Source organism: Eleftheria terrae, from assembly GCF_030419005.1.
GTDB lineage: Bacteria > Pseudomonadota > Gammaproteobacteria > Burkholderiales > Burkholderiaceae_C > Caldimonas > Caldimonas terrae.
The window spans coordinates 2,956,213-2,969,254 of the sequence record NZ_CP106951.1; the positions used below are offsets into that span (position 1 = coordinate 2,956,213).

A 13,042-nucleotide genomic window follows, 5' to 3' on the forward strand; every position below is an offset into this window, starting at 1 on the left:
AGGGGGAGCTTACGGAAGGTCTGCAAGTCATGGCGCAGCCAGATCGTGCGCACGCCGGCGGGTGATACGCTGATGGCGCGCTTTCTCAACTCGTTGGCAACGCGCACCTGGCCGTATGCCGGCTGCTCCAGCGCGAAGTCGATCACCGCTCGCTCGATGATGGGGTCCGCCCGGTTCTTCAGGTTGGGCTTCTTGCGGGAGATCTCTGCGAGCGCCGTTTCTCCGCCCGTCTCGTACAGTTCCTTGAAGCGGTAGAAGCTGTCTCGGCTGAAACCCAGCACCTTGCATGCTTCTGATACGCTGCCCAGCGTCTGCGCCAGCTTCAATAGCCCGATCTTGTTGCGAATGATCTTCTGATCTTGTGTCATCTGACTTCCTTGAACGCCCTGTCGGGCAAGGGTAATGTCAGATCAAGTCGTAGCTATGACATCTTAGTGAAACGATGTCTGCGAATCCCACAACTAATCAGCTAGGAAACACTGCGGTGTAGCGCGCTTCAAAACTGGGGTAAACAGGCTCTTTTGCGCGGGCAGCCTCATAGGCCTCCTCCAGCTCCCCGAGCACGCGGTCAATGTCCATGACCCGCTCTGACAGGCGCTCATCCTCCTCGACCTCGTCCGAGACCTCCTGGATCCGCTTGAGCAGCCGTTCTCGCTCGTTCAGCACGGACGAAACAAGAATGGACAGGCATTGCATCGACAGTTCAGACATGGGGTTCTTCTCCAGGATCGTTTTTACTCGGCCACAGCCTTCGCTGCGAGGCCTTTGAGATGCTGCAGAAACAGCGACAGTGGCATGTCGTCTTTGGGGGCGACGGTGTAGTGGGTGGGTCTGCTGCTCGTGGCAAAAGGAGCATCTCGCGTTACGGCAAGTGCTGGGGGCAGTGCCGTCCCAGCAGGCAGCCGATACCACTCGAACTTGGGCAGTAGCGTGTTCTTCTTGTCGAACACAGACACCCCTCGATGGTCGCCCTTCATGGTGCGACATCCCTTGACCATCAACTTGTCCGCGTTGCGCAACATGTCGGCGGTGAGGGGTTTCGCCTGGTCCTCCGTCGCCAGCTGGCCAAAGTCGCTTCCGACATACTGCGGACTCTGTCCCTGCTGATTGACAGCGAGGACGTCTGGGCGCCGCAGGTCCTGCTTGGTGTACCAGCCGATCAATGTCGGCTGCATCAGGTCCGTCGCGTCGCCCTTCCTACGACCACGATAAAGATCGACCGGCGTACTTTCGTCGTAATAGCGATCAAGGGCACCCGCCTTTTCATAGACCCGGCGCAGTTCTTGGCTCATCGATTTTGCTCCCTGTTGCCTAGCACCTCAATTGTGCAGTCTGCTCGCTCATGGTCGAGGCGCTCCCCCCATAACGAGGGGGTACCGGTGCACATCGGTCTAAGAAGTTCCACGACAACCTGCGGACCGGCCCAGCAGAGGCCGTCCTCGCCACGTAGTCCGCTGTTAAGCCGCCGGCGATGGTGCAGCTAGAGTCAGCACCCGACCGTTGCGCCATCGAGCGCATCCGCCGCAGCTTGCTGGAGACGGGCGAAGATCTCCCGCATCGCCGGATCCACGAATGCGAGCACCGGATTGCTGTCGGCTCGCCGCCGAAGCAGCGCGAGCGCGGTGCAGCGCGGCACGTTGCGCAGCGGTCGCAGTGCCACCTCCTTGGGCCGGTGAACCGCAAGGACTGAGGGAAGCAAGGCCACACCCAGCCCTGCCGCGACCAAGTCCAGGACCCGGTGCACCGTCGCGACCTCATAGTGCACGTAGGGCTGGAATCTGGCCTTCGCAAAGATCGGGTCGGGCCGGTCCCCGCGTGCTAGCCAAGATTGCTCACTGAAGGCCGCGAATCGGTCCTCGACGAACTGCTGCAATCTCAAGGACTCTTGTCTGGCCCGAGGATCTTGCTGATGCATTGCTATGCAGAGCCGGTCCTCCAAGTGGCACGCCACCGACACCGCGGAATGCCTCGGCCGCAGGCACGCCATACCAATGTCGATTTCATTCGCAAGCAAGGCTTCGGTTTGCTCGGTGCTTGCGATGTCGCGCACGTCCATGTCGAATTCGGAGAAGTGCGCCTGCAGTCGGGCTGCGAGCCCAGGCAGCACCGGAATCGCCAACGAAGGAGCGATGCCGACCCTGAGTCGGTGCTTCTCCACGCCCCTTGCACGACGCGCCAGGTCTGCCAGGCGTCCCATGGACGCAAGTTGCACGCGGGCCTCGGGCAGCAGCGCTTTGCCGGCGGGCGTCAACACAACTCCCCTTGCATGCCGAGCGAACAGCAGGACCCCTAGCAGGCTGCTGAAATACTGCGCTGAAGCACCTACCTCGACCCGCGAGCTGATGGAGTTTCGGTAGCTGCCGTCGCGAGGAGTGTCAGAAGGGCCATTTCCGGGCCGGTTCGCCCCTGTGGAGGGCCGAGTTGCGCACCTGCGCTGCTCATCTGGCGCCTTGCAGACGGACCTGTCCCAGCGAGCGCATGCGCACCAAGTTGTAGGCCGCCATGTTCAGCACGAACAACTGGTCCACCTTCTTGAGTCCGCGCACCATCACCTGCCGGATCGAGCCGATGGTCTTGGCCCACCCGAAGGCCTGCTCGATGCGCTTGCGGCATTGCATCGACAACGCGTACCCGTCGGTCTGGGCGATCTCATCGGGCACCGCCGAGCGACGCCCCGACTTGTTCTGCGCCACATGAGGCTCGACCTTGAGCTGCTGCAACTCGGCGATGAACTGCGCCGCGTCGTAGCCCTTGTCTGCACCCAGCGTGATCTCTGCCTCAGGGTTGACCTGCCGGGCATCGTTGATCATGGCCCGGGCCGCCGCGCGCTCGGCATAGCCGTCTGCCTGAGTGACCACGGCATTGACGATCAGGCCGTGCCGGTTGTCCATCAGTGTGTGGCCCATGAAGCGCATCTCGCTGGCAGTCTTGCCCTTGCAATACAGGCGGCTGTCTGGATCGGTCTTCGATTCGTGCGTGTCGTTGCTGCGCGGCTGGCCCCGGAAGTCGCTGCCATCGTTGCTGCTGCCACCGCCCGCGTCGTCGTCGTCACCGGCCTTCTTGGGCACAAAGCTCTTGTGGCTGGCCCACGCCTGGATCAGCGTGCCGTCCACACTGAAGTGTTCCTTGGACAGCCAGTTCTTGCGCTCGGCTTGCGCCAGCACTTCGTTGAAGAACGCGACCACCGCATCGTGCTCGATCAAGCGCTGTCGGTTCTTGCTGAATACCGTGGGCACCCACACGTTGTCGTCCATCGATAGGCCGATGAACCAGCGAAACAGCAAGTTGTATTGCACTTGCTCCATCAGCAGTCGCTCCGAGCGCACCGAGTACAGCACCTGCAGCAACATCGCCCGTAGCAGCTTCTGCGGGGCGATGCTCGGACGCCCGCCCTTGGCGGCGTCCTCATACATGTCGGCGAACATGTCTTCAAGCTCGATCAACGCGTCGTTGACCATCGCGCGTATCGCTCGCAGCGGATGCGTGGCCGGCACGAAGTCGTCCAGCTTCTTGACGCTGAACAGGCTCTCGGTGAAGGTGTCGGGACCGCGCATAGGTGACAACAAGATTCAGGTTCGGGTGCTGGGTGACACTGTGCCGCATCTCCGCCAGGATGCGCTGCCGACGGCGAGGTATTTCAGCAGCCTGCTAGCTCTTCTTCTAGTTGACGGATCTGCTTCGACAAGGCTGGTTGAGCGATGAACAGCCCCTCTGCCGCCACACTGAAACTGCCGGCTTCTGCAACAGCTGCGAAGTAGCGCAGGTGTCTCAGCTCCATTGGACCTCCCATAACTTTGAGGAATGGGTCCCAGACCCAATATGTCATTGAAGTGCGGGCCCAACTCGGCGAAAAATAGCGCGTACACAGGGAGGCAGCAATGGGGAAAGAAGGATTGGTCGAGATTAAGGCGACGGCAGCCTGGCGGTCATCCTGCCATCCATTCAGAGCCCGGTCGCACGTTCTGCGTCACCCTCATAGGCTCGGCTCCCCAACTACCGTCAGCAGCATCAGAACCGGCTGACTGCATTCCTTAACCGATAAAGGCTCCTGCCCCAAAGAGGGGTGTGGGATGGGCGATCTTTGCCTGCGCGCTTTGCAGGCGATCTGAAGGAGAAGCATGCTCGACGGTCACACGCCATACGGCTTCTGGTGCTGCGCAACGCTTGCACGTGACGTCTCGTGGCAGCGAAGGCGCATCTGGTACCGGGGACTGGAGCGACAGCTACGCTCAGATGGATTCATCACTGGGCTTCACCGCTCGGTGCTTGTGGCACTGGACCGCTGCGCCAGTGGAGAGCGCCGGTACCGCTATCGGCTGGTTCAGGTACTGCTGCAGGACCCCATCCTGATCGTGGCGCAGCTCGGCGACCTTTTGCCAATCTTGGAGATCGATGCAGGTGATGCATCGGGGACCTTTGGATGGAAAGCTACAGGGCTGCCGCATGGGTCCTCCCCCGCGTTCTCGAGGGCGACCTTGCACAGCATTCACTGCGGTGTGACGCGAGCCAGCCGTTCAGCGGTCCGATGCAATGTGGAAAGGCGAATCGGGAAGAGCCCGTCGACGACGGCTGCTCCTCCACCACAGCACGCGGTGCTTGCAGCACTGCGGCTGTAGACGGTTACTGCTCGTCGCGCGAAAGGATAGAAGGAGGAGACCGGGCCAGCGATCAAGCAGACGCGCTTGTAGCTGGATGAGCCAGAAAAGCGCCCGCTGGGTCCTTCCCTGTGGGAGGTTGTCTCTTTATTCTGTCCGCGCGGCGACGCCGTAAAGGCGCCGACCCGAAGGTGCGGGAACACCTCGGATCGGCTAACCACAATCAACTTACGCAGGAAGTCAATCGTGGCTGATGTCAATCATAGGCCGGGCGAAGCATTGCCCACAACCAGCAAGCTAGAGAGGAACGAGCGCTACCTCAGCGTCAATGGGGCGTTCCTCCCCTACGACCGAAGCCGGCAGCCCTCTGGCGTGGCGGACACACCGGTACCGTGGGTGCGCCTGCGGGGCAAATGGCTCAGGGACGCAGGCTTTGAGGTGGATACGCAGGTGCGGGTCCGCGTCATGGCCGGGTGCTTGGTACTGACGACGGACTGAAGGAGGGCGAACAGGCCGCTAGCAGCGGCCCCCTCCCCCATGGTGCGTTGAGCCGTCGGCGCCCGTCGCTCCCGCAGTTGTCCACCACAGCTGTGGACAGGTTTGTGAGCAGACGGTGCAGACCCCTTGCGAACGGGCTCCAGTAGCTGGTTCCCAGTGGCACGCTGCAATTTCTAGCAGGTGCCCCGGCTCACCTCGCCAACCGTCATCCACCTCTGAAGGAAATGAGCATGCACGCACATGATCAGGTGGCTGCGGCCATCGATTTGCGCATCAAACAACTCGCCGCCCAAGGCGCATCTGTAGAGATCATTCTCGACCGAATGCTGGGCTTCTTGCCTGGCCTCCGGCAGATCCTCGAAGGAGCGACAGAAGCGGAACTTGTTGACCTGTACGAACGCTATGTCGGATTCCAGGCCTTCGCCTGCCTGTGGCGCCATGCCTCGGACTGGGTGAGCCAGCAGGACTCGCTGAAGAGCGCAGAGCTGGCCATTCCTCGCGCGTTGCATGAGCCGTTCGCGGCGATGCTGTCCGCGACGGCCGCGCTGGAGATGGCGTTTCAATCGTGCCTCGACGCTGCTGCGCCGGACGTTCTTGCGCAGCAGCTCGCCACGCTGAGCGCCATGCACGTCGAATGGCTCCGTCAGGCTAAGCAGGTCATCAACGACCTGGCTGCCCTCGACATCCCGTTGGGAATCACGCAGTACATCACCGACTCGGTCACGGATGCTGCTGACCGGATCAGGATGCTGGAGGCGCAGGTCCTAGCACGCGTTCCCGAGAGCGCCGTGCCGCGAGCGGCCTGGAGCGAGGAGAGCGGCCCATCTGCCTCCCAACGGGCTTGGGGTAGCTCTCACTCGGCTGCGGTCGCCTCGGGTTTCTCCGCTGCAGCGGACACCGCCGCCCTGCGCTTCCTGGTGGCCGGTTTCGCTGCCTTTTTCGATGCGGCCTTGCGCCCGGGCGCCTCAGCAGTTCGGCGCGAGGCCTTCTTGGCCGCCGGCGGCTGACCGGCGGAGCGACGCTTCTTGGCTAGCGCCCGCTCGCTTGCAGCGCGGACTTCGCTGGTACCTTCGGCGACGAGGAAGGATTCGATCACCTCGCCTCGCTCCAGAGCTTCGCGCAGCCAGCGCGGGCGAGGGCCGCGGCCCGACCAGCTGTTGCCATGGGCGTCCTGGTACTTCGGCACTTCGGCCCGTGAGGCCTTGCCCGTTGATGAATTCCGGGTCCGAGCCTTCTCACCGCCGAACACGTCCTCCGCGGTAAAGCCGTAGAGCGCGACGACATTCTTGATCTCTTTCAAGGCACCGGCGCCCTCTTTGCGCCTGGCGGCTTCCATACGGCGCTGAAGCGCTCCCATCTCGTCACGCAGCTGGGCGTACGTTTTTGGCATCAGCGGGTACTCCATAGTGTGTTTGGTGCGGTACTTTACTGCGGACATGCTGCGTTCACCGGTGCCCCTCCCTTGTGGAACCGTCCAGCTCGGGCGCCGCGGTGTCATTGCGGCTGACCTGTCAGTTTCTGGCATAGCCGTCGTGACATCTGCACGTGAACCGGGTCAGCCAGCGCTGTGTAATCACTCCCACTTCAACGCCGGGGCCCGACCATGCGATTTCGCTCACTCGCTGCAGTATTTGTTTTGGCCTACAACGTGGGCGCCCAAGCAGCACCTCCCGAGCAATACTTCGTCGTCGATGAAGTACAGGAACGGCTAGCGCCAAGCAAGCGCGCCCCGGCAACAAACACTTTGCGCAAGCGACAGCAGCTAGAAGTTTTTGAAGTGAAAGGCGGATGGGCCCGAGTCTCGAAATATTATGATGGCCAGATCGAGGGCGTACCCGGCAAGGTTGGCCGATGGGTGCCGCTGTCCAGCCTTTCGAAGACGAAGCCTTCACAGCGGTAGGCCCACCGCTCCCGAGTCGCGCAATCCTTGCAGGCGCGCTATTGACCGGCGCCAGGGCCGACGTCTTTGCCATGACGACACCAGACCCTCGCACGGTCGAAGCGTCCGGTCAACACGCGGCTGACCGAATGCCTGCGATTCACCAGTCGATCAGCGCTGACTTGGGATCAGGCCAGTTCTCGACAAGATCGCGGTACACCGACAGGACCCATAGCTCGTCTGCGGCCGCCTGCGGGCCAACATCCCCGCATCCTGCACACCAGGTTTCGAGCCTGAACGCCAGGCTGTCGAGGTCAGAATTGCCCGCGACATCAGATAGGTACGCGATGCCGTCCTTTGTGACCCGCAGCTGCCAGTGTCGATCGTCATCGACGGAGGCCAGCAAAGCGGCCACCATAGCCGGGGTCGCCTCTGCAGAATTCTTCAGGTCCAACTGGACCTTAGAAAGAGTTGCGGGACGCGTTGGAGATGCTCGGTTTGCATCGCCAGCTGCAGCTTTGCCGGTGCTTCTGGCTGCCGCCGCAGCGTTCCAGTCTCTGAAGCCATTGAGCTGAGCTACGACCTCAAGCGCTTGGCTGTGGCTCAATGCAGTCCCTGATTTACGCGCCTGTTCGCGCAACGCGGCTGCCTGTCCCTTCATTTCAAACACAAAAGCTTGGGTAGCAGATCGAGAATCGGTCATTGTTTCTCCGTCTCCGGTGCACCCTCTGGGCGTTGTCCGCATTACGCCCGGCACCGGAAGAAGAACCAGCGACGGAAGACAAGCTAGCAGATTCACCTTGTCTCGGTGAGACGCGGACGGCGGGGCTGCCACCCCTTTGCGCAGCAGTATAGCGAAACGATAGCTGCAACTGAGCAGCATCGAGTCGGCCTGCCGACAACCTCGATGAGCGTTTGCCGGTAGGCCTGGCCTTGTAGCTGTCAGCACGCGCTAGGCGCGAACGCTTCAGCAAGCGCATGCGGCCAGGCCGATCCACCGTCGAGGTTGGGGTGCCTCGGTTCGTCGACGGGACGTCCATAGTGGAAGCGCAGTTCTTCCACTGCAAGGAGCAGTGTCGCGGCCGCGCGAGCCCCCAGCGCCCCGGCCAACGCTCTTTGAAAGAGCTGAACTCGAAGATAGTTGCATGCCCTGGACGAGACGTTCTGGATATTCGTTGAACCCTCGACGAGCTCCCGTTGTTCGAAGAATTCAGTCAGCGAGAACACATCGCCTCCACACTTTCCACGCACAGCGAGGTCGAAATAGTCAAGCACGTAGTCGAGGGACCGCGTATCGGGCTCCGGAAGGAGGCGCACGAGAGACAAAATTAGCTTTCCGGCAACGTCTGTACCTTGTCGCAAGCAAGTCTCCAAGACCTTGTGGAGCTGCTCTGGCTTCTCGGAGAGACGCTTTGACAATTCGGTGGCCACTGCTTCCTGAGCATGGTAGCCCCGCAGCAGTCTGAACAGTGTGCCGTCGAGCGACATCGTGACCAAGTCTAGCGGCCCGTCCGAGCTGTGCAAGAAGGCAGACGCCACTTCGTCCAAACCCTTGAACGTCCCCTTCAGCGCGTGGCGGAAGAATTGGCCCATGGCTGCCGCCGTGCCAATTTCGAGCAGCTTGCGCGCGATGACGTAGTTCGGGGCTTTCGAGACCCAAAGGTCAACGGTGGAATCGAGGTCGGACGAGGAGAAGGCGTCGGACTCGATGAAGAAGTGAAGGGCGGCCAAGTCCTCCAACGTGGTGTCTTGCTGGTCGAACCACTCCTTGCTCTCCAGCCGCTCGTGAAACTTGGCTCGCAACGCCTCGACCAGGTCATCGTCGTCGAGGCCGGCACCTTGGGAAACGAGGGAGTTCAGGGCATATATGAAGCGGTCAAGAAGCACATCGCCACGTGTAAGGCATTTGCGCAGCTCCCCCCAGCCGACATGGGTGGGTAGACCTGCTAGCAGTGTCATCAGCCACCAGCGTCGGTGGAACAGATTCTCTCTTGGATGAGCAGTCTCGTCCCCGAGCTTCTGGATACGGTGCGCAAGATGTTTCGCTAGTGCATCGGTGACGGCCTGGTAATCAGCGTCCCGCTGGCGAAGGACATGTCCTTCGGAGAGCCGCTGTCGACGCGCAGGCATGTCTAGGCGGCCATCAAACTTCGTTCGTTTCCAGGGCTTGAGCGCGATCCGCCGCAGCACGCCAGACAGCACGGAGCCCTCATCACGGGTACCCAGCAATGGGATCAACCGTTGCGCCATTGATATTCCGCAAGCAACGGCCGCGTCCTCGAATTCGCCAGCATGCGAGTTGGAACTCTGCTGAGTGCGACAGTCGGCGACCGTGTTTCGCCGCTGCATCTCAAGCATGAGGCCTTCGAGAATGCGTTCTTCGAAGTACTGAGGGTCCGAGGCAGCCATGAGGCTGCAGAGGGCTGCCTTGGCGCCATTTGGAGGGACGTCGTAAGGCTCCACAGTGCTCCAATACCGTGTAACCAAGTCCTCGACCACGGCTCGCGCGGGAGCACGAGGCTCCTCGAGTGCCTGATCTGAGTAGCGCTCGAGCGTACGCGGACGAGACAGGAGCGCGAGCATCCTACGTATTCGGAGGACGTCCAGCACATGCCGTTGCGCCAAAACCGCGCTGGAAAGGTCTTCCGTCGACGCAGCCAGCAGCATTCGATGCAGCAGGCGCTCGCGAACCTGCTCCTCCTCTGAGGAGTTAGGCTGGTTGAGCCATCGGTCAAACAATCTTGAGACGTCGCCGGGAGATGCAAGGGTTCCAATTCGCCCCGCGTCGACCTTTTCCGCCGAAGAGCCAACGGCCTTAGGATACAGCCGCGCGAATGCAGCCTGTCGTTCATCAGCGCCGAGGTTAGCGAGCTGCTCGGCGGCCCAGTCAGGAACCACGGGATGCAGAAGGACAAGCTCCCCTGCAATCGCAGCTAGTTCCTCAGGCGCGAACGCCTGGACGAGCTTGAGCGCATGGTTCCCTTGGTAGCGCTCGCCCTCGCGGAGGGCCTTCTTGGCCGCATCGACAGCGAAGGCGCATTGCTCTACTGGCAGTTGATATGCAAGGCGCAGGAGGAGTGCGTCGTCGCCTCTACTCGCAGCCAGTCTCTGCACCTCCTTGACAATCTCCTTCGTTCGTTCAACCGGGACGAGGAACATGACAGCATAGAAGGCGTTATGCGAGATTTTCACCTCGTCTGGTGCGGCGAACCAGGCGTCGAGAGCCGCTCCGGAGGCAGGGAACTGCCAGGCTAGCGCCGCGATGGCCTGCTCGGTGACCTGCTCGCTTTCATCCCGTGCTGCAACGTCAATGAGAAATGGCAGGTTCTCCGGATGCCCGCCCAAAGCCCCGATAAATGCGTCACGTTGCGTCGCATCCCAGGCGCCGTAAAGGTCCATCAGTCTTCCGTCGAAGGAGCGGACGCTGAGGCCGCCAACACCATGGACCACGGCGAGGGTCTCTTGCAGGTTGCCGGCTCCGATGAGCTCGGCCAACTCAGCCCCGAACAACGAGCAACGGCACAGCGCCATACAAGCCATCGCATGGTTCCTGGCCGCCGCCGATGAAGTCGCATGAAGTTTTGTGATGCCCTCGGTGAGCGTTGAGAAGGGAGCGCCCTCCTCAGGTTGCATTCGGACAGAACCTGCCAGGGCACTGGCCAAGGTCAGGTCGGTGCGAAGCGCGAGGTCGACCAGGCGCCTTCGAGGAGTTGCCGGCCCAGTAGCCAGCTTGTCAGCGGCCAGTCGCAAGGTTTCCGACCAAGCCGGCCAATTGAAGACATCCCGCAGCAAGGAACCTTCAATGTCCTCGGAGAGTTCCTGCACAGATAGTTGCTGGAGCACCCACGCGGCGGCGTAGTACTCCTGAAAGCGTTGGTGGGCAAATCGCACCGTCTCGTCGGCGCAATCGCGGTGGAGCAAGTGGGTATCGCAAAGGACTTCGAGCACCTGAGCCGGCTCGACGTTATTGCCGGCCCGGTGTGCCAAGCGAAGCTCGGCGACAGTTTCTCCCACCACCCGTAGCGCATCTTCGACAGGCAAGTCGGCAGCACCGGCAGTGGTCATTGCACTTGCAAGCTGCCGCAGATAGACCCGCTGTTGACCAAAGACAGGTCCTTCTCGCAGCACAACTTCACGGTGGCCCGACGCCTCTAGTAGGGACTGCACTGCATCAAGCAGCTCATACAGGGTCGCCGGAACCTCGTGGCCCTCCTGGGCGAGACGAATCGCGCTGGAAAGAAGCAAAGGATTGCGAGCTGCCAACCGCAAGATCGTGTCACTTTGAAAGCGTTCGATGAGGCGGCGTGCCACGTCGGGGGCCAACGCTTGTTGCATGAGCTCCCGCTGTCGTTCCCAGTTGAACTCCAGAACGCGGACCTTCGCTCCAGAGGCAGTCGCAAAGGGGCCTTCGGCACGTCGGGAGCTGCACGCAACGAGAACTCCCGGGTGCGCCGCCAGAAAATCATCTGCACGCGCGGTAGCGGACGCCTTCATGGCTGCAGGCACCTCGTTCCAGCCGTTCAGCAAGACGGCGACCTTGCCTTCGTCGAGCAGTAGGGAGAGCTCCGCTTCCTCGAGGCCACTGCGCTGGACGCCACCGAGTTTGGCGAGGTATTCCAAGAGCGGCTGTCCCGTGCGCGACCAACCCGCTGCAGAAACGAAAAGCGGAACAGGCAGCGCGGGGTCATCAAGCAACGCCCTGCCAAGCTCAACCAAAGCGGTCGTTTTGCCGATGCCGCCTTCGCCGGCGACGACGACCAGACGGCGCTCGACAAGCAGCCGAACAAGCGCAGCGACGTCCAACCGTTTGCGTTCCTTCGAGCCACTTCCGGAGTCAAAGACTGCAGGTACCCGCTGCGCCAAAAGGTTGCCCGCTTGGGGCGCCTGGTCGAGCAGTGCCTTAGAGGCATCAATCAATACTCGAGCGTCCCGTGCAGCCAATTGTGCGGCGCGCCTCGCGCGTCCCTCAGCAGCAAGCTCCAGAAGATTGGCGGCAACAAAGTTCGGGTGGGCAGCCAGCATTTCACTTATATAGCCGGCCACGCCGATGACAACCCCCTTTGCCAGTTGAGCTGCCTCGCCGGTGACCTCGGCGTATGTTTTGCTCATGCGCTCCAGGCTGGAGCTCTCGAGGGATTGGTTGCTACCTAGGCACCCAGTCACGTAGTTGGTCATCTCAGCGTGCGTGTCGGGCCGGACCAGCCACTCGCGGGACGCACGTACTTTCGTCTTCTCGTTGAGAAGTGGCTCGTTGAGCAACTGCTTGATGGTCTGCGAGACCTGGCCTTTGACGGTTTTGGCATCGATCGCGTCGCCGCCATGGAGCGCCGCTCGCGCCTTGCGCCGAACAAGAAGGGCCATTGCCTTCCCAGCCAGCCAACTTAACGCCTTGCCCAAAGCCGAGTGTGCGACGCCTTCCAGCATGGATTTCTCCTTGTTTGAACCGTAACCTGGCGCGCATCCACTTGGCGGTTTGATTTGATAGCCGAACAGCTACTCTTCACCATTCTGCAACGGCTTTACTCGGCACAGACACGGGTCCATGCCTGCGGAGCAGCCCTCGCCTTGCCCGGCCGGATCCGGTCAACGCAAAGGTTAGGCACATGCCCGAACATCCTCAGCGTCTCCGCGAAGGACGGACACGATCTCGGAGTTGCCCCCCCCTCACTCGGCTCTCACTGCTCCAGTGATCCAACAGGTCGGCAACGTTTCCACTCAGCGCAGAAGACGCGCTGCATCATTCACACGTGATCTAGTTTATGGAGGCGCCAATGTGTTCAATGGGAGGAACTCGACAAGTCACCGAGGTCGCAGTGCGGCCGGGGATGTGAGTAGCAGCTCACCCCGGTTTTCTACCCGTCTCTGCTCCACTAAGACGGTTTGCAACCGCTCTATTCGACACACGCGTAAGCCCGCGTGAGCAAAGGACTTCTCCTTGTGCCGGTTAGAAAAAGTGGTCTCTTTTTTCAGAGAAGAGAGAGCAGGACAGAATCGAACTGGACCAGAAATTCGCCTGAAGTGGCCGACCCGCGGCACAGGCAGAACGCCCCGCAAGCCCGCACTGGCGCGG

8 protein-coding genes and 3 pseudogenes are annotated in these 13,042 nt (G+C 61.4%); 2 read left to right on the top strand and 9 right to left on the bottom strand.

All coding sequences use genetic code 11. The features are described 5' to 3' along the window. Positions 1 to 8 precede the first annotated feature (8 nt). The 6 genes and pseudogenes from N7L95_RS13035 to N7L95_RS13060 form a co-directional block, all read right to left on the bottom strand. Positions 9 to 368 (bottom strand): annotated as a pseudogene (locus N7L95_RS13035) (helix-turn-helix domain-containing protein); the annotation flags it as partial. A 97-nt stretch (positions 369 to 465) separates the two neighbouring features. Continuing rightward, the gene (locus N7L95_RS13040; RefSeq protein ID WP_301255676.1) at positions 466 to 711 is read right to left on the bottom strand and encodes a hypothetical protein; all 246 of its coding nucleotides are present in this window, start codon (positions 709 to 711) and stop codon (positions 466 to 468) included. 23 nt (positions 712 to 734) lie between these two features. After that, positions 735 to 1,292: a Tse2 family ADP-ribosyltransferase toxin gene (locus N7L95_RS13045; protein ID WP_301255677.1), complete on the bottom strand. Its 558-nt coding sequence runs from the start codon at positions 1,290 to 1,292 to the stop codon at positions 735 to 737. Positions 1,293 to 1,486: 194 nt separating this feature from the next. Further along, entirely contained in the window at positions 1,487 to 2,254 is a 768-nt protein-coding gene (locus N7L95_RS13050) for a LysR family substrate-binding domain-containing protein (RefSeq protein ID WP_301255678.1), read from the bottom strand. Positions 2,255 to 2,438: 184 nt separating this feature from the next. Beyond that, positions 2,439 to 3,554 carry an IS5 family transposase gene (locus N7L95_RS13055; protein WP_301255679.1) on the bottom strand — a complete coding sequence of 372 codons (1,116 nt, stop codon included), beginning with the start codon at positions 3,552 to 3,554 and terminating at the stop codon, positions 2,439 to 2,441. Positions 3,555 to 3,649: 95 nt separating this feature from the next. Beyond that, positions 3,650 to 3,778, bottom strand: a pseudogene (locus N7L95_RS13060) (LysR family transcriptional regulator); the annotation flags it as partial. Between the two features lie 1,213 nt (positions 3,779 to 4,991). On the opposite strand from N7L95_RS13060, the gene N7L95_RS29605 reads away from it, so the two are divergent. Both N7L95_RS29605 and N7L95_RS13065 read left to right on the top strand, forming a co-directional pair. Then, positions 4,992 to 5,093 (top strand): SymE family type I addiction module toxin, encoded by a 102-nt coding sequence (locus N7L95_RS29605; protein ID WP_363324881.1) that lies wholly within the window; start codon positions 4,992 to 4,994, stop codon positions 5,091 to 5,093. Between the two features lie 230 nt (positions 5,094 to 5,323). Next, entirely contained in the window at positions 5,324 to 6,100 is a 777-nt protein-coding gene (locus tag N7L95_RS13065) for a hypothetical protein (protein WP_301255680.1), read from the top strand. A 119-nt stretch (positions 6,101 to 6,219) separates the two neighbouring features. Here N7L95_RS13065 and N7L95_RS29610 read toward each other — a convergent pair. The 3 genes and pseudogenes from N7L95_RS29610 to N7L95_RS13075 all read right to left on the bottom strand — a co-directional run. Next, positions 6,220 to 6,618 (bottom strand): annotated as a pseudogene (locus N7L95_RS29610) (H-NS histone family protein); the annotation flags it as partial. A gap of 514 nt (positions 6,619 to 7,132) precedes the next feature. After that, positions 7,133 to 7,675 carry a glyoxalase superfamily protein gene (locus N7L95_RS13070; protein WP_301255681.1) on the bottom strand — a complete coding sequence of 181 codons (543 nt, stop codon included), beginning with the start codon at positions 7,673 to 7,675 and terminating at the stop codon, positions 7,133 to 7,135. 239 nt (positions 7,676 to 7,914) lie between these two features. After that, complete coding sequence (locus N7L95_RS13075; protein WP_301255682.1) at positions 7,915 to 12,396, bottom strand: NACHT domain-containing protein; 4,482 nt, start codon at positions 12,394 to 12,396, stop codon at positions 7,915 to 7,917. Positions 12,397 to 13,042: the final 646 nt, after the last annotated feature.